This is a genomic window from Sphingomonas sp. dw_22 (assembly GCF_018449795.1).
Taxonomy (GTDB): Bacteria; Pseudomonadota; Alphaproteobacteria; order Sphingomonadales; family Sphingomonadaceae; genus Sphingomonas.
In genome coordinates, this window is record NZ_JAAVVE010000044.1 from 14,394 (window position 1) to 35,540 (window position 21,147).

Consider the following 21,147-nt stretch of genomic DNA (forward strand, 5'->3'; position numbering starts at 1 on the left):
GCCGATCGGCTGCTCGGCCCGGGCCGTGGACCTTGAAATGTAGGATTTGAGAGCCGACCCAAGGGTCGGCTCTTTCTCATCGTCCAGGCACCCGGAAGACGCTCGATCCGCGTGGGAAAAAACATGCGATGGAGTCAAATGAGTCAACCGGCAGGCCAATCCGCCCTAAGCCCGTGCCGGCGCTCCCACGCGCGGGGCCGGCCGGCGGAAGGGCACGTCGCGCCGCAGATAGGTGAGCGCGCGCCAGACCCATTCGATCGGGCCATACTGGAAGCGCGCCAGCCAGGCGGCGGCGAACCACATCTGGAAGGCGATGGCGGCCAGCGCGACGAACAGCCGCGTCTCCTGGTTCCAATCGTCCCAGAGCCCCAGCCCATAGCCGTAGAAGACCGGTACGAAGACCGCCGACTGCGCGATGTAGAAGGTCAGCGTCAGCCGCCCCGGCGCGGCGAAGGGATGGACCAGCCAGCGCAGCCGGCTGTCGTAGAGCGCCATCAGCAGCAGCCCCCAGCAGGCGGTGCCCGCCAGATCGAGCCAGCTTCCGGTGAGCGCCCAGAAGGCACGTTCGGCCGCCGCGCCGTAATGCAGGGTCGCGAAGGCCAGCCGCATCGGCTCGCGCTCGAAATGCAGCGCCACCGCCAGCGTCAGCGCGACCGCCAGCGCGATCCAGCGCGCCCGGCGGAATTCGCCGAGCCGCCCGAAAAAGCCGATGCGCCCCAGTACCATGCCGAGCAGGAACAGGCCGAGGATCTGCACCAGCCGGCCATATTCGATGAAGAACCAGTATTTGGGCACCTGGCCCGCCCAAAGATTGACCTGGAGCGCCTGGAGCCAGGTGCCGGAAAGATAGATCGGCATGCCCGGATCGCTCGACGACATCGCGGTGCCGTTCGCCCAGGCGGCGCCCGATGCGGCGGCGATCATCTGGACGATCAGCGAGGGGCCGAGGAAGCAGAAGATCGCCGCGCCGACCAGCACGCGATTGCTGCGGATACGATGCGCGAGCAACAGCAACAGGCCCATCGCCGCCAGCGTCTGCATGATGTCGCCGCGATAGATCAGCGAATGGAGAAACCCGATTCCCTCCAGGATCAGCAGCCGCCAGGCGAATCGCACGGAAAAATCGGTGCCGCGCTTCGCCGCGCGGTCCATCAATATGAAGAAGCTGAACCCGAAGCACAAAGCGAGCAGCGAAAAGCTCTTTCCCATCAGCAGCAGGAAAACCGTGTCGGCGATCAAGCCGGGCTTGGGATCGGCCCAGTAGAGCTCATAGCTCTCGATCATATGGACGAGGAACAGGCCCATCAACGCGAAGCCACGCAACACATCGACTACTTCGAGACGGGCGTCCGGCCCGCGCGACATCTTTTGTGTCTCAGTCATTCTAAACCTTAAACGCCGCGCCCGTCCCAAGGGTGCCCGAGCGCGGACCGACTCAAATTTCATTCGCCAGCTTAGGCATTTACATCTTGTTCGTCATAGGTGCCTACCGACGGCGCCATGGTTACCGCCCGGCTCGCACGGCTTCTATTGGCACTGGCAGGCTTCGTCCTGATTGCTGGCGCGTTGCCGGCGCATGCACAGGCGGGCGTCGCGGGTCAACCGCTGGGGGCCTGCGTGCTGCGCGACACCGGCCAGCGCGCCGAGGAACTGATCCGCCACCCCGAGCGATTCGATTGCACCACGACACAGTACAAGCTCGGACCCGGCACCTATTGGGCGATCAGCCGCGACATCGGCCAGGTCTCGCGCCCGGACCGGCCGCTGGTGCTGCGCTTCGCCAGCCTGTGGCAGGGGGGACTCACGCTCCACCTCCTCTATGGCGACGGCACGATCCGCTCCTCGACCACCGATCGGCGCGGCATCACCCCCTTCATCCAGATGGGCGCGATCGCCGAACAGCCCATTCCGGTCGCCGAGGCGCCGGCGGTGCGGGCGCTGTGGCATGTCCAGGATGCGGCCAATGTGCGCGGCGTGATGATGGGCGTGCTCCTCGCCACCGCCCATGAAAGCGCGACGGCGAACATGGCGATGGCTGCGCTCTATGCCTGTTTCGCCGGCATGGGGCTGGCGCTGATCGTCTATAATTTCGCGCTGTGGTGCGCGATGCGGCATCGGTTCCAGCTCCATTATTGCGCGCTGCTGGCCGCGCTGATGGCCTATACGCTCAGCTCCTCGGGCGCGCTGGCCTGGGTGGCGCCGATGGTCGCGAACAACGATCGGCTGCGGTTCAACTATCTCTTCCTCGGCCTGGCGGGCGGCGCGGCGGCGATGTTCACCCGCAGCTTCTTCGAGGATCGCATCGCCTCGCGCTGGCTCGATCGCTCCACCCGTGCCGTCGCGGCGATGGTTCCCCTGTCGGGCATCGTCGTGTTCCTGTTCGGCGCGATCAACCTGCGGCTGGCCGATGCCTTCTATACGCTCACGATCCTGGGGCTGATCGCGATCGTCCTGCCCACCTTGTGGCAGGCATGGCTCCAGCGCTCCAATTTCCTGTGGCTGTTCGCCATCGCCTGGAGCGGGCCGATCGCGCTGGCGATCCTGCGCATCATGGCCAATCTGCACGTGATCGGCTGGAGCTTCTGGCTCGACAATTCCACCGTGGTCTCGATGATGTTCGAGGCGCTGACATCGGCGCTGGCGGTCGCCTATCGCATCAAGTTCCTGCGCGACGAGCGCGACGAGGCGATCACCCGCGAAGTGCTGGCGCGCCGCCTGGCCGATACCGATCCGCTGACCGGGCTGCTCAATCGCCGCGCCTTCCTCGACCAGGCGATCGGTCGGCCGGGCGAGCAGCAGCTCCTGATCGCCGACCTCGATCATTTCAAGCGCGTCAACGAGACGCTGGGCCATGACGGCGGCGACGAGGTACTGCGCAATTTCTCGCGGATGCTGCGCGGCATCGTGCCCGCCAATGCGCTGGTCGCGCGGCTGGGCGGCGAGGAATTCGCGATCCTGAGCCATGCCGGCGAGGCGGTGGAGCCCAATGCCGTGCTTGCCCGGCTGCGCGCCGCGCGGATGCCGTTCGATCTGAAGGTGACCGCCAGCATCGGCGTGTGCCTGGGGCCGCTGACCAGCGACGTCGACTGGAAGGCGCTCTATCGCGGCGCCGATTCGGCGCTGTTCGAGGCCAAGTCCGCCGGCCGCGACCGCGCGCGCCACACCGCGCGCCGAGCCGCCTGATCCGCTTGCCGCGCCCTGGGAGGAGGCGTATGGCGCGGCCTGTCGAGGAGATGCGTAATGATCGAGCGCAGGCGCAAGATCGCAATTGCCGGAGTGGCCGCCGCCCTGCTGCTCGCACTGGCCGCGCGGCATCCCCAGGCCAATATCGAGATATTGACGCACCAGCAGGGCGACCTCTCGCCGGGCAAGGTGGAGGCGGCGATCGATGTCGGCGTGTTCGCCGTTTCGGTGCTGGTGACGTGGAGCCGCCATTTCAGCCAGTGACGGTTGCGTCGCGCCGGGGGGCTGCTTACACTCGTGTCAATGACTGATCCCGAGCACGCCTGGCGCACCGCCTATCGTCATCCGGGCGCGTGGGACCAGGTGTTCCCGCCCATGTCCATGGTCGAGCTGTTCGAGAACAGCGCACGGTCGCATCCCGATGCGCCGCTGCTCGATTTCCTGGGCCGGCGCTACAGCTATGGCGAGACGATGGATGGCGCCAACCGGGTGGCGTGCGGGTTGAAGGAACTGGGATACGGCCCGGGCGACCGGATCGGGCTCTTCCTGCCCAACGTCCCCCATTATGTCGCCGCCTATTACGGCATCCTCAAGCTCGGCGCGACGGTGGTCAATTTCTCGCCGCTCTACACAGTGGACGAGCTTTCGGCACAGGTGGCCGATTCGGGAACCAGGCTGCTCTTCACCATCTCGGCCTCGGCCTTGCTGCCGACGGCGCTCGCGGTGCTGGAGAAGAGCCATCTCGAGCGGCTGGTGGTGGGATCGGTGGCGGGGGCGCTGCCGCCGGCCAAGTCGCTCTTCTACCGGCTGTTCCGCGGCAAGGAGGTCGCCCAGCGGCCGCATGACCAGCGCATTGTCGCCTTTTCCCGGCTGATCGCCAATGAAGGGCTGTGCGAGACGCCCGCGATCGACCCGGAAAAGGATCTGGCACTGATCCAATATACCGGCGGCACCACCGGCACGCCCAAGGGCGCGATGCTCACCCACCAGAACCTGTCGGCCAACGCCCGCCAGGTGGCGCTGCTCGATCCCGAGATGGGCCGGACGACCGACCGCATCCTGGGCGTGCTCCCCTTCTTCCACGTCTTCGCCAATACCTGCGTGCTCAACCGCACCGTGGCGACCGGCGGCGAGATCGTGATGCTGCCGCGCTTCAACGCCAAGCAGGCGCTGGCCGAGCTGCGCCGCACCCGCCCCCGCTCGCTGCCGGGCGTGCCGACCATGTACCAGGCGCTGCTCGATGCGCCGGGGATGAAGCCGGGCGATTTCAGCTCGCTGCGCTTCTGCATCTCGGGCGGGGCGCCGCTGTCGCAGCAGCTCAAGGAGAGCTGGGAGTCGATCACCGGCGCGCGCGTGATCGAGGGCTATGGCCTGTCCGAAAGCTCGGGCGTGGTCTCGACCAATCCCTATGCCGGCCTCAACAAGCCCGGCACGATCGGCCAGCCGATCGCCGGCACCCGTGTCCGCCTGGTGGACAAGGAAGACCCCACGCGGCCGCCGCCCGAGGGCGAGCCCGGCGAGATCGTCGCCGCCGGCCCGCAGATCATGAAGGGCTATTGGAACCGCCCCGACGCCGATGCGACGATCTTCGTCGTGGATGCCGAGGGCACGCGCTGGCTGCGCACCGGCGATGTCGGCACGATCGACGAGGACGGCTATATCCGCATCGTCGACCGGCTGAAGGACATGATCGCCGTCGGCGGCTTCAAGGTGTTCCCGAGCCAGATCGAGGCCGTGCTCTATCGGCATCCCGAGGTGAAGGAAGCCCTCGTGATCGGCCTGCCCGATGCGTATCACGGCGAATTGCCGCACGCCTATGTGACGCTGGACGACGGCGCGACCGTCTCGGGGCCGGAACTCTGCCTGTGGCTGAACGGCCAGCTCGGCAAGCATGAGCGCGTCGCCGAAGTGGTGGTGCGCGACAATCTGCCCAAGACGATGATCGGCAAGCTGAGCCGGAAGGATCTGCTGAAAGAGGTCAGCGCCACCTAAATTCCTCCCCGGCACGGGGAGGGGGACCAGCCGCAGGCTGGTGGAGGGGCGGCGGACGCAGTCCGCCGTCTGCGACGGCGCCCCTCCACCACCGCCTTCGGCGGCGGTCCCCCTCCCCGTTCCGGGGAGGAATTCAAGTCAATCCCCAGCCATGCCCTCGCCGAACATCACCGCCTTCAGGTTCATGAACTCGTGCATGCCCCATGGCCCCAGCTCGCGGCCATGGCCGGAGAGCTTGACCCCGCCGAACGGCGCCTCGGGCGTGGAGGCAAGCAGCGCGTTGACCGCGGTCATGCCGGCTTCGATGTCGCGGGCGAAGCGCTCGATCTCCGCCTCGTCCCGCGTCCACACCGACGAGCCCAGGCCATAGGGCACGTCGTTCGCCAGCGCGATCGCCGCGTCGATGTCCGCCACCTTGTAGACCACGGCGACGGGGCCGAATATCTCCTCCTTGGCGACGGGGCTTTCGGGATCGAGATCGGCAAGCACGCCCGGCGTCATCCAGGCGCCTTCACGCTCGATCTTCTCCGCGCCAAAGCGCAGCGTCGCGCCCGCGGCCACGGCACGCTCGACCTGGTCGAGCACGGTGTCGCGCTGCTGGATGCTGGAGAGCGGTCCCATCACAATGCCCGCGTCCATCGGATCGCCGATCTTCACGGCCTTCATGCCGGCCTCGAATCGCTCCAGGAACGCGTCGTACACGTCCGCATGAACGATCATCCGCTTGGCGCAGATGCAGCTCTGCCCGGCATTCTGGACGCGCGCGGTGACCGCCGTCTTCGCCGCGAGATCGAGATCGGCCGAGGGCATGACGATCAGCGGGTCCGATCCGCCCAGCTCCAGCACCACCTTCTTGAGCGCCCGCCCGGCGGCCTGGGCAACCTTGGCCCCCGCCCCTTCGCTGCCGGTGAGCGTCACCGCCACCACACGCCGGTCGGCGATGATGTCGGAGACCTTGTCGGACTTGATCGCCAGGTTCTGGAACAGCCCGTCCGGCGCGCCCGCTGCGCTCGCCAGCTGCTGCATCAGCGCGCCGCAGCCCTGCACGCTGGAGGCATGCTTCAGCAGCGCGACATTGCCGGCCATGATCGTGGGGGCAAGGAACCGCACCACCTGCCAGTACGGGAAGTTCCACGGCATCACCGCCAGCACCGGCCCCGTCGACAGCCAGCGCGCCACCGCATGGCCGCCCGCGGTCTTGACCGTGGTCGGCTCCAGATAGGCGGGGCCATGCTCGGCATAGTGGCGGAAGCCGGCGATGCATTTCTCCACCTCGGCGATGGCACCGGTGATCGTCTTGCCCATTTCGCGCACCGCCGTTTCGGCCAGATGCTGCTTGTCCGCCTCCCAGCGGTCGGCGATCGCGGAGAGGAGCCCGGTGCGCTGCTCCAGGCTCGAATTGCGCCAGGCCCGGTATGCAGTCGCGGCGCGGCTGAGCGCCAGCTCCACCTCGTCGTCGGTCAGCTCGGGGATTTCGGGAGCGCGTTCGCCGGTGGCGGGATTGATGCTGGTGAACATGGGGAGCCTCTCCTTGGGGGATCGAACGAATCCCCAATTAGGAACTCCGCGCCCCGAACGGGAGGGGAGTTGATTGTCCCCTACCCCTGCCGCATAGCGCGCGCATGGCAGAAGAAGCGGACATTGCGGCCCTTTCGTTCGAGGAAGCCCTGAAGGAGCTCGAGCGGATCGTCGGCCGGCTGGAGAGCGGCGAGGCGCAGTTGCAGGAGGCGATCGACCTGTACGAGCGCGGCGATCGGCTGCGCCGGCAATGCGCCGCCCGGCTCGACGCGGCACAGGCCCGGATCGAAGCGATCCGCACCGATGCCGAAGGCCGCGCCGCCGGCACCACGCCTTTCGCCGCCGGCTGAGTTGGCCAGCGTGCCGCACGCATCGATCGCGCTGCAGGCCGCGCTCAAGGACGTTTCGGCCGAGATCGACCGGCAGTTCGACAAGCTGCTCGCCGTCCCAGCCGATCCGCGCGAGGGGCTCTATCGGGCGATGCGCCACGCCGCGATCGGCGGCGGCAAGCGGCTGCGGCCGCTGCTCGTCTTCGCGACCGCGCGGCTGTTCGGCGTCGATCGTACCTGCACCGCGCGAGTCGCGACTGCGCTCGAATGCATCCATGTCTATTCGCTGATCCATGACGACCTGCCGGCGATGGACGATGACGACATGCGCCGCGGCAAGCCCACCGTCCATCGCGCCTTCGACGAGGCGACCGCGATCCTGGCGGGCGACAGCTTCCAGGCGCTCGCCTTCGAGCTGCTGGCGCATGAGGCGACGCATCCCGACCCCTTCGTCCGCGCCGAGCTGGCACTTGAGCTTGCCCGCGCCGCCGGCCCGGCCGGCATGGCGGGCGGCCAGATGATGGACCTGCAGGCGGAGAAGGCGAGCTTCGACCTGCCCACCGTCACCCGGCTCCAGGCAATGAAGACCGGCGCGCTGATCGCCTATGCGGTGGAGGCCGGCGCGATCCTGGGCCGTGTCCAGCCCGAGGGCCGCACCGGCCTGCGCGGCTATGCGCGCGACCTGGGGCTCGCCTTCCAGATCGCCGACGACATCCTCGACGCCGAGGGCGACGAGGCGGCGGCCGGCAAGAAGCTGCGCAAGGACAGGGAAGCCGGCAAGGAGACCTTCCTCACCCTGCTCGGCCTGGATCGCGCGCGCGAACAGGCGCGGATGCTGATCGAGCAGGCCGTGTCGCATCTCCACGCCTATGGTGCGGAGGCCGATCTGCTGCGCGACATCGCACGCTTCACCCTGGAACGCGACCGCTAGGAGGCTCGATCACATGACCATTCGCATCGGCGTCTATCCCGGCACCTTCGATCCGATCACGCTCGGCCATATGGACATCATCCGGCGCGGCGCGAAGCTGGTCGACCGGCTGGTGATCGGCGTCACCACCAATCCCTCCAAATCGCCGATGTTCACCATCGAGGAGCGGATGGCGATGGTGCAGCGGGAAGTGACGGGGATGGACGGCGAGATCCAGGTGGTCAGCTTCGATTCGCTGCTGATGGACTTTGCCGAGCGCGAAGGCGCCAACATGATCGTGCGCGGCCTGCGCGCCGTCGCCGATTTCGAATATGAATATCAGATGGCGGGGATGAACCAGCAGTTGAACGACCGGATCGAGACGGTCTTCCTGATGGCGGACGTCTCGCTCCAGCCGATCGCGAGCCGGCTGGTGAAGGAGATCGCGCTTTATGGCGGCGCGATCCGCAAGTTCGTGACGCCGGCGGTGGAGGCCGATGTGTCGCGCCGCGTCTATGAGACCGGGCGCAAGGGCGGCGGCTGAAACGCCGGGTTGAGTCGTGGGCTTTGCGGCGGCTGGCGATTGCTCTAGACCGCGCGGCTGAGTTGCAAGCGAGTGGGGAAGTAGATGCGTTTCGTTGCCGTGCTGGCCGCCATGGCCGCCACCCTGATCGCCGTTCCGGCGCTCGCCCAGGGGGGCCAGAAGGATAAGCCCGAGGTCCGGCCGCTGGATGGAGTCGCCGCGGATACCGCGTCCACCCCCATCGTGGTGCCCGCCGATCCGGAGAATACCTGGGTTCTCGATCTTTCGACCGGCGGTCGCGTGACCATCCGCCTGCGCCCCGATGTCGCGCCGAAGATGGTGACTCAGGTCAAGACGCTGACGCGGCGCCATTTCTATGACGGCACCACCTTCCATCGCGTGATCGATTCGCCCGAGAACATGGCGCAGGGCGGCGATCCCAAGGGGGACGGCACCGGCGGATCGGACCTGCCGGACGTGCCCGCCGAGTTCAACAACCTGCCGCATGTGCGCGGCGCCGTCTCGGCCGCCCGCTCGCAGGACGTCAACAGCGCGAACAGCCAGTTCTTCATCATGTTCGGCGCGCATCTGGGCTTCGACCACGACTATACCGTGTTCGGCCGGGTGACCTCGGGCATCGAATGGGTCGACAAGATCGAGCGCGGCGAGCCGCCCGCCAACCCGACCCGCATCCTCCACGCCTATATCGCCGCCGACAATCCGCCGCCTTATGCGGCCGCGGTCGCAGCGCCGGTGCCTGCCGCGCCGCTGCTGATCCCGACCACGCCCGCACCGGCTCCGGCCGCGAAGGCTCCGGCCCCGAAGAAGAAATAAGGGCGCCCGCCCTGCCGAACTTGTGAACGTCGATCTTTTCGATTTCGAGCTGCCGGCCGAGCGCATCGCGCTCAGGCCGGCGAGCCCGCGCGATTCGGCGCGGATGCTGGTGCTGGACGGCGCCGGCACGCGCGACGCCGTGGTGCGCGACCTGCCGGCGATGCTGCGCGCTGGCGACCTGCTCGTCTTCAACGATACCCGCGTGATCCCCGCCCAGCTCGAAGGGCGGCGCGGAGAGGCGCATATCGGCGCGACGCTCCACAAGCGCGAGGGGCCGCGCCGCTGGCGCGCCTTCATCCGCAACGCCAAGCGGCTGCGCGAGGGCGATACGATCGATTTCGGCGAAGGCGTGTCGGCGCTGGCGTCGGACCGGGCCGAGGACGGCAGCTTCGCGCTGGAGTTCGCCGGCGAGGAGCCGGTCGAACTGCTGCTCGCGCGCTGCGGGCGGATGCCGCTGCCGCCCTATATCGCCTCGAAGCGCCCCACCGACGCCCGCGACGCCGAGGATTACCAGACGATGTTCGCGGCCGAGCCCGGCGCCGTCGCCGCGCCGACCGCAGCGCTCCACTTCACGCCCGGGCTGATGGCGGCGCTGGACGCGGCCGGGATCGGCCATGCGACGCTGACGCTGCATGTCGGCGCGGGCACCTTCCTGCCGGTCAAGGCCGAGGACACCGACGCGCACCGGATGCACGCCGAATGGGGCCGGATCGACGCCGCCACCGCCGACCGCCTCAACGCGGTGCGCGCGAAGGGCGGCCGGGTGATCGCGGTGGGCACCACCAGCCTGCGCCTGATCGAGAGCGCGACTGGCAAGGACGGCACGATCCGGCCCTTCGAGGGCGACACCGCGATCTTCATCACGCCGGGCTATCGCTTCAAGGGCGTCGACGGGCTGGTCACCAATTTCCATCTGCCGCGATCGACGCTGTTCATGCTGGTATCGGCGCTGATGGGGCTGGATAGGATGCAGGCGGCGTACCGCCATGCGATTGCCACAGACTATCGCTTCTATTCCTATGGCGACGCCTCGCTGCTGCTGCCCTGACCGAAAGGACTTCCATGCGCCTGTTCCTGCTGCTGGCGATGTTCGTTGCGACGCCGGCCTTCGCCCAGGATCGCGTCGGCATTCCCACCGGGAGCGGCAATGGCGGCAATCCGATCGGGCAGAGCACCACGGCCCAGCCCGCCGCCACGGTGATCGTCGAGCCGGTGGCGATGATGATCGCCGCCTTCGATACGGACGGCGATGCCAAGGTGACGCGCGCCGAGTTCGACGCGGGGCTGCGCCACAGCTTCGACAGCATCGATACCGCCAAGTCCGGATCGATCGGCTATATCGCCTTTTCCGACTGGTCCGAACGCTGGCTGGGGGACCGCAACACCCTGCCCAGCCCGTTCGAGGTCGATCGCGACGGCGACAACAGGATCAGCTTCGCCGAGCTGGCCGAGCGCTTCGACCTGCTCTTCACGCGCTTCGACGCCAACAAGGACGGCGTGCTGGTGCGCAGCGAGCTGGTGACGATCCGGCCGCAGATGTTCAGCCCCGGCATGGGGCGCGGAAAGCGCGGCCGCGGCAATTGATGTCCTAGCATCTCATGCGCGAGCCCGGCTAAGAGCAAGGCGAATGGCCGCGCATCACGATCACGACCACGATCACCATCATTCGCACGCGCACGCCCATGCGCCGGCGGATTTCGGCCGCGCGTTCGCGATCGGCACCCTGCTCAACATCGCCTTCGTCGCGGTGGAAGGGGGCGCGGGGCTATGGACCGGCTCGGTGGCGCTGCTCGCCGATGCGGGGCACAATCTCTCCGACGTGCTGGGGCTGCTGATCGCCTGGGGCGGGGCCGAGCTCGCCAAGCGGCCGGTGAGCAAGCGCTTCACCTATGGCCTGCGCGGTTCCTCGATCCTGGCGGCGCTCGCCAACGCGCTGCTGCTGCTGGTCGCGGTGGGCGCGATCGCGCTGGAGGCATTCCAGCGGCTCTTCGATCCGCACGTGGTGGCGGGCGTGCCGGTGATGGCGGTCGCGGCGGTGGGGATCGTCGTCAACCTGTCGACCGCCTTGCTGTTCGCCAGCGGGCGCAAGCACGACATCAACATCCGCGGCGCCTATCTCCACATGGCGGCCGATGCCGGCGTCTCGGCGGCGGTGGTGGTGGCGGGCGCGCTGATCTATTTCACCGGGACCGCCTGGATCGATCCGGCGATCAGCCTGGTGGTGGTCGCGGTGATCCTGTGGAGCACCTGGGGGCTGCTCAAGGAATCGATCACCATGGCGCTCCAGGCGGTGCCGCAGCGGATCGATGCCGATGCGGTGGAGGCCACGCTGGCGGCGCTCCCGGGCGTCGAGCGCGTCCACGATCTCCACATCTGGCCGATGAGCACGACCGAGGCCGCGCTGACCGCGCATCTGGTGATGCCCGGCGGCCATCCGGGCGACTCCTTCCTCAGCGATCTCCAGCACCGGCTGGCGCACGACTTCCGGATCGATCATACGACGGTGCAGATCGAATTGGGCGACGGGGCGGAGTGCCGGATGCATGGCAATGGAGCGGGGCATGGCTGAGGCGGCGCGTATCTCGCCGCCTGCGCCGATCCGGCTGGTGATCTTCGACTTCGACGGGACGCTTTCGGACAGCGGCGACTGGTTCCTCTCGGTGGTCGATCAGCTTGCCAGCCGCTTCCGGTTCCGCACCGTGAAGGACGGCGAAGTCGAGATGCTGCGCCACAAGAGCTCGCGCGAGGTGATCGAATATCTCGGCATCTCGCGCTGGAAGCTGCCCTTCATCGCCCGGCACCTGCGCAACCTGGTGGGCCGCAACGCGCATGAGATCGAGCTGTTTCCGGGCACGCCGGACCTGCTCGAGCAACTGGCGGCGACGGGGGTGAAGATCGCGCTGGTCACCTCCAATGCCGAGGCCAATGCGCGGAAGATCCTGGGGCCGGAACATGCCGCGCGGATCGATTTCTATGCCTGCGGCTCCTCGCTGTTCGGCAAGGCGCCCAAATTCCGCCGGGTGCTGAAGAAGATGGGCATCACCGCCGCCCACACGCTGGCGATCGGCGACGAAACGCGCGACATCGATGCGGCGCGCGAAGTGGGGATGCGCGCGGGATCGGTGCTATGGGGCTATGCCAGCGAGGAAGTGCTGACCGCGCTGGGGCCGGACGCGCTGTTCCGCACGCCGCAGGACATCCTCGAATTCGTCGCGGCGCATCGCTGACCATGGTCGCGGCGAACCAGGCCCGAGGTTTCGACGCCGATGTGGTGCGCACGATCCAGGGTCGGCTCGACGCCATCCTCCGGGACGATCGCGTCGCGATCCCGTTCGCGGTGGAAAGCGGCAGCCGGGCATGGGGCTTCCCCTCGCCCGACAGCGATTATGATTGCCGCTTCGTCTTCGTGCGCGCCCGCGACGACTATCTGACGCCTTGGCCGCGCCGCGACGTGATCGAGACGCCGCTCGACGCCCTGCTCGATGTGAACGGCTGGGAACTGGGCAAGTTCGTCAAGCTGATGCTCAAGGGCAATGCGGTGGCGATCGAATGGCTGCAATCGCCGATCCGCTATCGCGACGACGAGGATTTTCGCGCCGCCTTGCTCGATCTCGCGGACCGCTATGCCGCCCGCGACGCGATCCGCCGCCATTATCTCCATCTGGGCGAGGGCCAGTGGCGGCGCTTTTCCGGCGAAACCGCGCCGGGGAAGAAGCTCTTCTACGTGCTGCGTCCCGCGGCGGCGCTCCGTTGGCTGCGGCTCCATGCGGATGCGCGCGTCGCACCGATGGATTTCCCCACCCTGCTCGCCCAAGCCGAACCGCCCGCCGATCTGACCGAAACGGTCGCACGGCTCATCAAGGCCAAGGCCACGACGCGCGAACTGGGCACGATCGAAACCCCCGCACCCGTCCGCGCCTTTGTGGAGGCCGAGTTCGCGGAAGCCCGGCGCTCGCTGGAAGATGCGCCGCCCACCCGACTGAGCTCCACGGCCAAGGCGGCGGCGGAGGCGACGTTCCGCGCGCTGCTAAGCCGATACGCCCCCGCCTGATTCAGCCCAGATGCACCGCCAGCCACACGGTGGCGCGGTCCTTCGTGGTCCAGGTGACCCAGTGTTTCTGCCCGGCCGCGATCCAGACATGATCGCCGGGGCTCAGGCGCACCTCGTCCGAATCCTCGATGCGCAGCCCCGCCGCGCCTTCGAGCAGGAGCACCCATTCGTCCGTGTCCTGCACCATCGGCCCGGCCTCGGGCGTCGCCTGGCCGTGCGAGACGATGCGCTCGATGCGGATTCCGGGCCGGGTGAGGATTTCGGTGAAGACCTCGTCGCGCCCCGCATCCGGGAGCGCCGTCAGGAGATTGCCCAGCTTCGTCATGACCCCATCCCTCGACTCGCCGCCGCCGACACGGCAAAGGGCGAGCCCCATGCCAACGATACCGCCCCGCTTCCAGTTCACCATAGACGCCACCGACGGCAAGGCCCGGCTCGGCCGCATCGCCATGCGCCGCGGCGAGATCCGCACGCCCGCCTTCATGCCGGTGGGCACCGCCGCCACCGTCAAGGCGATGAAGCCGCAGGACGTCCGCGCCTCCGGCGCCGACATCATCCTGGGCAACACCTATCACCTGATGCTGCGCCCCGGCGCCGAGCGCGTCCACCGGCTGGGGGGGCTGCACAAGTTCATGGCCTGGGACCGGCCGATCCTCACCGATTCGGGCGGATATCAGGTGATGAGCCTGTCCGAGCTGACCAAGCGCAGCGAGGAAGGCGTCGCGTTCAAATCGCATCTCGACGGATCGAAGCATCTGCTCTCGCCCGAACGCTCGATGGAGATCCAGCGGCTGCTGGGATCGGACATCGTCATGGCGTTCGACGAGCTGGTGCCGACCACCTCGACGCGCGAGGTGCAGGCAAAGGCGATGGAGCGATCGATGCGCTGGGCGAAGCGCAGCCGCGACGGCTTCGATTCGGGCGGCGAGCATGCCGGGAATGCCGCGCTGTTCGGCATCCAGCAGGGCGCGCTCGACGAAGGGCTGCGCAAGGCGAGCGCCGATGCGCTGAAGGATATCGGCTTCGACGGCTATGCCGTAGGCGGGCTCGCGGTGGGCGAAGGCCAGGAGGCGATGTTCGGCGTGCTCGATTATGCGCCGGGCCAGCTCGACGCGCAAAAGCCGCGCTACCTGATGGGCGTGGGCAAGCCCGACGACATCGTCGGCGCGGTCGAGCGCGGCATCGACATGTTCGATTGCGTGCTCCCCACCCGATCGGGCCGCACCGGCCAGGCGTTCACGCGGCAAGGCCCGATCAACATCCGGAATGCGAAGTTCGGCGAGGACCAGGGGCCGCTCGACCCGACATGCTCCTGCCCCGTCTGTGCCACCTGGAGCCGCGCCTATCTTCACCATCTGGTGCGCGCGGGCGAGATCCTGGGCGCGATGCTGATGACCGAGCATAATCTGTGGTTCTACCAGGAGCTGATGGCGGACCTGCGCGCGGCGATCGGCGAAGGGCGGCTCACGGCATTCGCCAACGACTTCCGGGTGCGCTACCACCGAAGCGAATGATGCCGCTCGCGCCCGATTTTCTCGTCACCCTCGCCACCCAGATCGGCGGGGTCAGCGCGTTTCTCGGCGGCTTCGCGGCGACCTTCCTGGCGATGTTCCTGACGCTCGGGCATGAATCGCGGGCGGCGACGATCGCGATCACCGCGTCCGCGATCGCTTCGGTCGCCTTCATCGTCGCCGTTGTCGCCACCACGGCGCTGATCGCCCTGCTCCATCCGCATGCCCCCGCCGGCTCCGCGGCATCGACGGGATCCTCGCAGATGTTGATGGGGCTGAGCTTCCTCACCGGCATGCTCGCGCTGCTCGTGAGCCTGGGCGCCAGCGGCTGGACCCGATCGCGCGCCACAGGCTGGACGACGAGCGCCGTCGCCGCGATCGGCGTGGTGCTCACGCTGCTGCTGGTGTTCGCCTGATCCGCCGGAAATTACGTTAACCATCAAGTGTTTCGCTGCGGGACGGGACGAAATCCGTTGGCGCGGCGGTAACCCGAATCGGCTAGATGGAATGCCTTCTCTTGCGAGCGGGTGGGCGGTTTCTTGTTCTGGCGGCGATTCACGCAGATGCAGATGCGCGGACTGGCGGCGGCTGCGCTCGCCTCGCTGATCGGCGCCGGCTTCTCCGCCCAGGCATTGTCGCCCGCACCGGCCGCGCCCGAGTCCACCCCGACTCCGACCGGCTACGAGGCCGAGGATCATTTCCCCGGCGCCGCCGATTACACCGCGATCGCGGACGATGCGGCGATGACGCCCGGCACCACCGGCACGATCGCGCTGCCGACAACGCCCGTGCCCCGGAACGCCGTGATCGATGCCTCGATCCAGGCCGCCAGGCCCTTCGCGCTGCGCGGCACCACGCTCGACAAGGCGCGCGCGATCGAATGCCTGACCGATGCGATCTATTACGAGGCGGCGCGCGAGCCCGAGGACGGCCAGCGCGCGGTGGCGCAGGTGATCCTCAACCGGGTGCGGCATCCCGCCTTCCCGGCCACGGTGTGCGGGGTCGTCTATCAGGGATCGGAGAAGCATGGCTGCCAGTTCAGCTTCGCCTGTGACGGCGCGATGGCGCGCGGCCTCTCGCGCGATGCCTGGCTGCGGGTGCGGCGGATCGCCCTCGCGGCGCTGGGCGGCAGCGTCTTCGCGCCGGTGGGCGAGGCGACGCATTACCACACCTTCGCGGTCACCCCGGAATGGAGCCGCAGCCTGGTGATGACCGGCGTGTTCGGCGCGCATTTCTTCCATCGCTGGAAGGGCTGGTGGGGCACGGCGGCCGCGTTCAGCCAGGTCTATCGGGGCGGCGAGCCGCTGCCCGGGCCGCATACGAGCCTGGAGCCCCTGCCCCTCCCCCAGCCGACGCCCTTGCCGCTGGCAATGGCGACGCCCGCACCGCCGCCGGCCCGCGCGGCGATCCAGCCCGCTTATGCCGATAGCGGCGCGCCGGTCGCAGCCTATGCCGCCCCCGATTCGCAGATCCTCGACAAATGGAAGGACAGCGGCAAGCCGCTGCGCTGATACGGAAACGGGCTCCGGCCTTGCGGCGGAGCCCGTCCTTGTTCAGCCGATCCTGAAGCGATCAGCGGCGATGGCCGTTGCGGTCGTTCTTCTGGATGCGGACCTTGGCCGAGAGCGCATCGAAGCGGCGATCGAGGTCGCGGCGCTCGACCAGCGTCAGGCCGGGGCGCGAGCGGCGATACTGGGCCTCCAGACGCTCGAGCGAGTTGAACTCGCTGCGGAGCTGCGTCGCCTCGCGGCGGCTGAGCGCGCCCGAGCGGATGCCCTGGTTGATCTGCGCCTCGATCCGCGCCTGGCGGGCGTTGATGTTCTGCCAGCCGCCCTGCATCGCGCCATAAGCGGGCGCCGGGGCCGCGAAGGCGGTGGCGGGAACAGCGGCGGCGGCGATGCCCAGGCCGGCGATCAGCATTGCGAACTTCTTCATGGTGACACTCCTCTTTCAAAAACCGGACCGTCCCTTGCGGTCGAATGTCTTTATGGGAGGGGCCTGTCTCGAAGTTGTGACGGCGGCCGCGCTTTAGTGTCACACTTTGTCGCAGGTGCGCGGGCTTCGTTCAGGAAGGTTAACGCGGGACCGGCATTTCCGCGAAACAGCGCGTAGCCGCAAAATCCCCCGTCACCCCGGCACTATGGCCGGGGTGACGGAAGGAGCATCGGCGCAGACACCACTCCCAAGCACGCGGGCCGTTCAGGCCGGCTCCAGCAGCCGCTCGGCCTGGGCCCGCGCCTCGTCGGTGATCTGCGCGCCGGAGAGCATGCGAGCGATCTCCTCGCGGCGCTGGGCGGTGTCGAGCGGGGTGACGCCGGTGCGGGTGACGAAGCCGTCATGGCTCTTGGCGATCAGCAGGTGGCGGGCGCCGCGCGCCGCGACCTGGGGGCTGTGCGTCACCACCAGCACCTGCGCGGTATCGGCCAGCCGCGCGAGCCGCTCGCCGATCGCGCTCGCCACCGCGCCGCCGACGCCGCGATCGATCTCGTCGAAGATCAGCGTGCGTGCGCCGCCTTCCTCGGCCAGCGCGACTTTCAGCGCCAGGATGAAGCGCGACAGCTCGCCGCCCGACGCGATCTTGATGAGCGGCGCGAAGGGCGCGCCGGGATTGGTCGAGACTTCGAACTCCACCCGGTCCATGCCGGCGGGCGACCATTGCCCCGCATCGAGCGGCTCGACCACGGTGCGGAAACGCGCAGCGTCCAGCTTGAGCGGCTTCAATTCGGTCTCGACCGCGGCATCGAGGCGCGCCGCCGCCTGGGTCCGCGCAGCCGAAAGCGCACGCGCGGCCTCGCGATAGGCCCGGTGCGTCTCCTCCACGGCGAGCGCCAGCCGGGCGATGCCCTCGCCCGCGCTGGTCAGCCGCTCCAGCTTTCCGCCAAGCTCCTCCAGCAGCGCCGGCAATGCGTCGGGCTGGACGCGGTGCTTCCGCGCGATCCCGCGCAGCTCGAACAGCCGGGTCTCATCGGCCTCCAGCGCGGCGGGATCGAAGGCCAGCGCCTCCGCGGCGGCATCGACCCGCTCCTGCGCCTCGCCGCCTTCGGTAAGCGCGCGATCGATCGCGGCCAGCGCCTCGCCCAGCGCCGAATGATCGTCGGCGATGCGCTCCAGGATGCGCGCGGCCTGGCGAAGCCGGGAGAGCCCCCCTTCCGAACCTTCGAGCAGATCGGCGATGCCCTGCAACTCGCCCGCGATCCGCTCGCCGCGCTGCATCGCGGCGCGACGCTCGGCAAGCGCCTCCTCCTCCCCCTCCTCAGGCGCGAGCGCCCGCAGTTCGGCGACGGCATGCTCCAGCCATTCGCGGTCGCGCTCGGCGCTGTCCTGCTCGGCGCGGGCGACGGCGAGCAATGCCTCCGCCTCGCGCCATGCCTTGTGGGCGATCGCCACCGGCCCCGCGTCGCAGCGCCCGAAGGCGTCGAGCAGCGTGCGGTGCCCGCGCGGATTGAGCAGCCCGCGATCGTCATGCTGGCCGTGGATCTCCACGAGATGCGGCGCCAGCTCGCGCAGCAGCCCCGCCGATGCCGGCTGGTCGTTCAGGAAGGCGCGGCTGCCCCCGTCGGACTTGACGATGCGGCGAATCAGCAGCGGCTCGCCGGGCTCCAGCTCCAGCCCGTTCTGCGCGAAGAGGTTGGCGACGGCGCTGTCCTGCGCGGGCGGCTCGAAGCTCGCGGTCACCACCGCCTGCGTGGCGCCCTGGCGCACCAGCCCGCTCTCGCCGCGCGCGCCCAGCGCCAGCCCCAGCGCATCGAGCAGGATCGACTTGCCCGCCCCGGTCTCGCCGGTGAGCACGCCCAGCCCCTTGCCGAACTCCAGGTCCAGCGCCTCGATCAGCACGACGTCACGGATGGCGAGCGCAGTCAGCATGCGCGCGCTATATTGCAGGAACGGAGAAGGAACGGAAGCGCAAGCGAGCGCTTCCTTTTCCGATTGGGCTCAGTGCGCCGCAGGCGTCGCCTTGGTCACCTTGTCCTGGTTCTTCTGGATCAGCTCATAGGCGTGCTGATACCAGTCGGTGCCCGGATAATTGGCGCCGAGCACCGCCGCCGACTTCTGCGCCTCGCCCGGCACGCCGAGCTCGAGATAGCATTCGGTCAGGCGCATCAGCGCCTCGGGCACGTGCGTCGTCATCTGATAATTCTCGACCACGGCGCGGAAGCGGATCACCGCCGCCAGCCACTGGCCGCGCGTCTCGTAGAAGCGGCCGATCTCCATTTCCTTGCCCGCAAGGTGATCGCGGACAAGGTCCATCTTCAGCCGGGCGTCGGCCGAATATTTGGTGTTCGGATAGCGGCGCGTGAGCTCGCCCAGCGAATCGAGCGCCTGCTGCGTGATCTTCTGGTCGCGCGTCACGTCGCTGATCTGCTCGTAATAGCTGAGCCCGATCAGATAATAGGCATAGGGCGCGTCGCGGTTGCCCGGATGCACCGCCAGGAAACGCTGCGCCGATGCGATCGCCTGCGCATAATCCTGGTTCAGATAATAGCTGAAGGCGCCCATGAGCTGCGCGCGGCGCGCCCAGACCGAATAGGGATGCTGGCGCTCCACCTCGTCGAACAGCGCGGCCGCCAGCTTGTACTGGTGCTGGTCGAGCCGCTGCTTGGCCGCCGAATAGAGCGTGCCCACGTCGCGCGCGACATAAGGCAGATCCCGTCCGGAATTGCGCTTGGCGCAACCGGCGACGGAAAAGGCGAGCACCGGGATAAGCGCGAACGCAAGCGCGCGAGGCAGGGGGATACGCATGACCGGGGGTCTTAGCCCGGTCCGGTGGCCGCAAACAATCCTTTTCGCGGCGGCTTTGTGTCAGGCGGCGCCGGCCGGGTGGGGGAGCGGGCCGGCGCCGCTTTCGGCGTGGGCCGAACGAAAAGCCGCGGGATCGCGGGAAGCGAAAATGCGTTACGGTGGGCGAACGTTCTTGCCGGGAGAGATTCGAGTGACTGCAACGCTTCTCGCCACCCACCGCGTGGAGAAACCCTGGGGCCGCCACCGCCTCTGGCCGGGCTTCGCCGATCCGGCGGCGGACAGCGATCCGGTGGGCGAGATCTGGTTCCAGACACCGGGCGACAGCACGCCCGACCTGCTCATCAAATACCTCTTCACCAGCGAGAAGCTGTCGGTGCAGGTCCATCCGAACGACGAGCAGGCGCACGCCGCCGGCCTGCCGCGCGGCAAGGACGAATGCTGGGTGATCCTGGATGCCGAGCCCGATTCGACGATCGCGCTGGGGACGAAGGCGCCGGTGGACCGCGAGACGCTGCGCGCCGCCGCGCTCGACGGTTCGATCGAGGAGCTGCTCGACTGGAAACCGGTCAAGGCCGGCGACTTCCTCTACTCCGGCTCGGGCACGATCCACGCGATCGGCGCGGGGATCACGCTGGTCGAGGTGCAGCAGAACAGCGAGACCACCTATCGCCTCTATGATTACGGCCGCCCGCGCGAGCTGCATCTGGATGCCGGCATCGCCGTGTCCGAGCCCGTGCCCTACGTCCCGCATCCGATGCCGGGCAAGGTGGCGGACGATCGCGCGATCCTGGTCGAAGGGCCGAAATTCGTGCTGGAGCGCTGGGAGGGCGGCCACCGCAAGGTGACGCTGCCCGAAGGCGTCACCGGCTGGCTGGTGCCGCTGAAGGGCGAAGGCGTGGCGGACGGCGTGCCGTTCCGCGCGGGCGATTGCCTGACGCTCGCGGGCGAAGCCGAGCTGGAGGCGGCGATGGGCAGCGACCTGCTCTTCGCCTATCCCGGCACCCGCCGGATCTGAACCATGGCCGTGCGATGAACGCGGCGTAGTTTGCGGTTAACGCAACTGCGCCGCGCCCCGGTACGTTGGTTCCCTGCAACAAGAGGAGGAATGTGATGCGTATCATCCTGGCCGCCACGCTGGCCGCCATGGCAATTCCCGCCATGCCGGCAGCCGCCGCCGGCAATCCGCCGGCCGTCCATGCCATCGCCCATGAGGCCGCTGCCGATGCGCAGCAGCGCCGCTACGATCGCCAGGACCGCCGCGAATGGCGCCGCGATTGGCGCCGCTATCGCAACTACGACTATAACCGCCTGCCGCCGGGCGAGCGCGGCTATTGGGCCGACGATTATTATCGCGACGGCCGCTATTATCGCGAGCGCCGCCTGACGCGGAACGACCGCATCTATCGCGGCCGCGACGGGCGCTATTATTGCCGCCGCACCGACGGCACGACCGGCCTGATCGTGGGCGGCGTCGCCGGCGGCCTGTTCGGCAACGCGCTCTCGAACGGCCGCAATGCGACGCTGGGCACGCTGCTCGGCGCGGCGGCGGGTGCCGC

At 68.4% G+C, this 21,147-nt stretch carries 23 protein-coding genes; 17 read left to right on the forward strand and 6 right to left on the reverse strand.

Annotated features, from left to right (window positions below):
* Nucleotides 1-165 precede the first annotated feature (165 nt).
* Nucleotides 166-1,383 carry a DUF418 domain-containing protein gene (locus HB724_RS16515; protein WP_213982045.1) on the reverse strand — a complete coding sequence of 406 codons (1,218 nt, stop codon included), beginning with the start codon at nucleotides 1,381-1,383 and terminating at the stop codon, nucleotides 166-168.
* 117 nt (nucleotides 1,384-1,500) lie between these two features.
* Here HB724_RS16515 and HB724_RS16520 point away from each other — a divergent pair, with 117 nt between their 5' ends.
* Genes HB724_RS16520 through HB724_RS16530 form a run of 3 tightly spaced genes read left to right on the forward strand, consistent with a single transcriptional unit; the run spans nucleotide 1,501 to nucleotide 5,175 of the window.
* On the forward strand, nucleotides 1,501-3,183 hold the full coding sequence (locus tag HB724_RS16520) for a diguanylate cyclase (protein WP_213982046.1): 1,683 nt from the start codon (nucleotides 1,501-1,503) through the stop codon (nucleotides 3,181-3,183).
* A 57-nt stretch (nucleotides 3,184-3,240) separates the two neighbouring features.
* Entirely contained in the window at nucleotides 3,241-3,447 is a 207-nt protein-coding gene (locus HB724_RS16525) for a hypothetical protein (protein ID WP_213982047.1), read from the forward strand.
* Between the two features lie 39 nt (nucleotides 3,448-3,486).
* Nucleotides 3,487-5,175 (forward strand): long-chain fatty acid--CoA ligase, encoded by a 1,689-nt coding sequence (locus HB724_RS16530; protein ID WP_213982048.1) that lies wholly within the window; start codon nucleotides 3,487-3,489, stop codon nucleotides 5,173-5,175.
* 138 nt (nucleotides 5,176-5,313) lie between these two features.
* Here HB724_RS16530 and HB724_RS16535 read toward each other — a convergent pair whose 3' ends face one another.
* The gene (locus HB724_RS16535) at nucleotides 5,314-6,693 is read right to left on the reverse strand and encodes an NAD-dependent succinate-semialdehyde dehydrogenase (RefSeq protein ID WP_213982049.1); all 1,380 of its coding nucleotides are present in this window, start codon (nucleotides 6,691-6,693) and stop codon (nucleotides 5,314-5,316) included.
* 104 nt (nucleotides 6,694-6,797) lie between these two features.
* On the opposite strand from HB724_RS16535, the gene HB724_RS16540 reads away from it, so the two are divergent.
* From HB724_RS16540 to HB724_RS16580, 9 genes are all read left to right on the forward strand, one after another.
* Complete coding sequence (locus tag HB724_RS16540) at nucleotides 6,798-7,043, forward strand: exodeoxyribonuclease VII small subunit (protein WP_213982050.1); 246 nt, start codon at nucleotides 6,798-6,800, stop codon at nucleotides 7,041-7,043.
* 10 nt (nucleotides 7,044-7,053) lie between these two features.
* Nucleotides 7,054-7,953, forward strand: coding sequence for a farnesyl diphosphate synthase (locus HB724_RS16545; protein ID WP_213982051.1), 900 nt, complete (start codon nucleotides 7,054-7,056; stop codon nucleotides 7,951-7,953).
* Between the two features lie 13 nt (nucleotides 7,954-7,966).
* Nucleotides 7,967-8,476 carry a pantetheine-phosphate adenylyltransferase gene (coaD, locus tag HB724_RS16550; protein ID WP_213982052.1) on the forward strand — a complete coding sequence of 170 codons (510 nt, stop codon included), beginning with the start codon at nucleotides 7,967-7,969 and terminating at the stop codon, nucleotides 8,474-8,476.
* A gap of 84 nt (nucleotides 8,477-8,560) precedes the next feature.
* Entirely contained in the window at nucleotides 8,561-9,289 is a 729-nt protein-coding gene (locus HB724_RS16555; protein WP_256731576.1) for a peptidylprolyl isomerase, read from the forward strand.
* A 22-nt stretch (nucleotides 9,290-9,311) separates the two neighbouring features.
* Nucleotides 9,312-10,337: a tRNA preQ1(34) S-adenosylmethionine ribosyltransferase-isomerase QueA gene (gene queA, locus HB724_RS16560; protein WP_213982053.1), complete on the forward strand. Its 1,026-nt coding sequence runs from the start codon at nucleotides 9,312-9,314 to the stop codon at nucleotides 10,335-10,337.
* Between the two features lie 14 nt (nucleotides 10,338-10,351).
* The gene (locus HB724_RS16565; protein ID WP_213982054.1) at nucleotides 10,352-10,873 is read left to right on the forward strand and encodes an EF-hand domain-containing protein; all 522 of its coding nucleotides are present in this window, start codon (nucleotides 10,352-10,354) and stop codon (nucleotides 10,871-10,873) included.
* 43 nt (nucleotides 10,874-10,916) lie between these two features.
* Nucleotides 10,917-11,858, forward strand: coding sequence for a cation diffusion facilitator family transporter (locus HB724_RS16570; RefSeq protein ID WP_213982055.1), 942 nt, complete (start codon nucleotides 10,917-10,919; stop codon nucleotides 11,856-11,858).
* The gene (locus tag HB724_RS16575; protein ID WP_213982056.1) at nucleotides 11,851-12,516 is read left to right on the forward strand and encodes an HAD hydrolase-like protein; all 666 of its coding nucleotides are present in this window, start codon (nucleotides 11,851-11,853) and stop codon (nucleotides 12,514-12,516) included. Before HB724_RS16570 ends, HB724_RS16575 begins: the two co-directional genes overlap by 8 nt.
* Before the next feature lie 2 nt (nucleotides 12,517-12,518).
* Complete coding sequence (locus HB724_RS16580) at nucleotides 12,519-13,340, forward strand: nucleotidyltransferase domain-containing protein (protein WP_213982057.1); 822 nt, start codon at nucleotides 12,519-12,521, stop codon at nucleotides 13,338-13,340.
* 1 nt (nucleotide 13,341) lies between these two features.
* Here the strand turns inward: HB724_RS16580 and HB724_RS16585 are convergent, their stop codons facing one another.
* Entirely contained in the window at nucleotides 13,342-13,665 is a 324-nt protein-coding gene (locus HB724_RS16585) for a cupin domain-containing protein (protein WP_256731577.1), read from the reverse strand.
* Nucleotides 13,666-13,714: 49 nt separating this feature from the next.
* Here HB724_RS16585 and tgt point away from each other — a divergent pair, with 49 nt between their 5' ends.
* The 3 genes from tgt to HB724_RS16600 all read left to right on the forward strand — a co-directional run bounded on the left by tgt (nucleotide 13,715) and on the right by HB724_RS16600 (nucleotide 16,362).
* Nucleotides 13,715-14,854, forward strand: a complete 1,140-nt coding sequence (gene tgt / locus HB724_RS16590; protein ID WP_213982059.1) for a tRNA guanosine(34) transglycosylase Tgt — start codon at nucleotides 13,715-13,717, stop codon at nucleotides 14,852-14,854.
* Nucleotides 14,851-15,267, forward strand: a complete 417-nt coding sequence (locus tag HB724_RS16595) for a hypothetical protein (RefSeq protein ID WP_213982060.1) — start codon at nucleotides 14,851-14,853, stop codon at nucleotides 15,265-15,267. The genes tgt and HB724_RS16595 overlap by 4 nt, the downstream gene beginning before the upstream one ends.
* A 111-nt stretch (nucleotides 15,268-15,378) precedes the next feature.
* Nucleotides 15,379-16,362: a cell wall hydrolase gene (locus HB724_RS16600; RefSeq protein WP_346344747.1), complete on the forward strand. Its 984-nt coding sequence runs from the start codon at nucleotides 15,379-15,381 to the stop codon at nucleotides 16,360-16,362.
* Between the two features lie 61 nt (nucleotides 16,363-16,423).
* Here the strand turns inward: HB724_RS16600 and HB724_RS16605 are convergent, their stop codons facing one another.
* The 3 genes from HB724_RS16605 to HB724_RS16615 all read right to left on the reverse strand — a co-directional run bounded on the left by HB724_RS16605 (nucleotide 16,424) and on the right by HB724_RS16615 (nucleotide 19,591).
* Nucleotides 16,424-16,786 (reverse strand): hypothetical protein, encoded by a 363-nt coding sequence (locus HB724_RS16605; protein WP_213982061.1) that lies wholly within the window; start codon nucleotides 16,784-16,786, stop codon nucleotides 16,424-16,426.
* Nucleotides 16,787-17,050: 264 nt separating this feature from the next.
* Nucleotides 17,051-18,715, reverse strand: a complete 1,665-nt coding sequence (gene recN / locus HB724_RS16610) for a DNA repair protein RecN (RefSeq protein ID WP_213982062.1) — start codon at nucleotides 18,713-18,715, stop codon at nucleotides 17,051-17,053.
* Between the two features lie 69 nt (nucleotides 18,716-18,784).
* On the reverse strand, nucleotides 18,785-19,591 hold the full coding sequence (locus HB724_RS16615) for an outer membrane protein assembly factor BamD (RefSeq protein ID WP_213982063.1): 807 nt from the start codon (nucleotides 19,589-19,591) through the stop codon (nucleotides 18,785-18,787).
* Nucleotides 19,592-19,781: 190 nt separating this feature from the next.
* Between HB724_RS16615 and HB724_RS16620 the strand changes: the two genes are divergently transcribed.
* Both HB724_RS16620 and HB724_RS16625 read left to right on the forward strand, forming a co-directional pair.
* On the forward strand, nucleotides 19,782-20,606 hold the full coding sequence (locus HB724_RS16620) for a class I mannose-6-phosphate isomerase (RefSeq protein WP_213982064.1): 825 nt from the start codon (nucleotides 19,782-19,784) through the stop codon (nucleotides 20,604-20,606).
* Nucleotides 20,607-20,701: 95 nt separating this feature from the next.
* The coding region (locus HB724_RS16625; protein WP_213982065.1) for a glycine zipper 2TM domain-containing protein at nucleotides 20,702-21,147 on the forward strand (446 nt) is incomplete at its 3' end.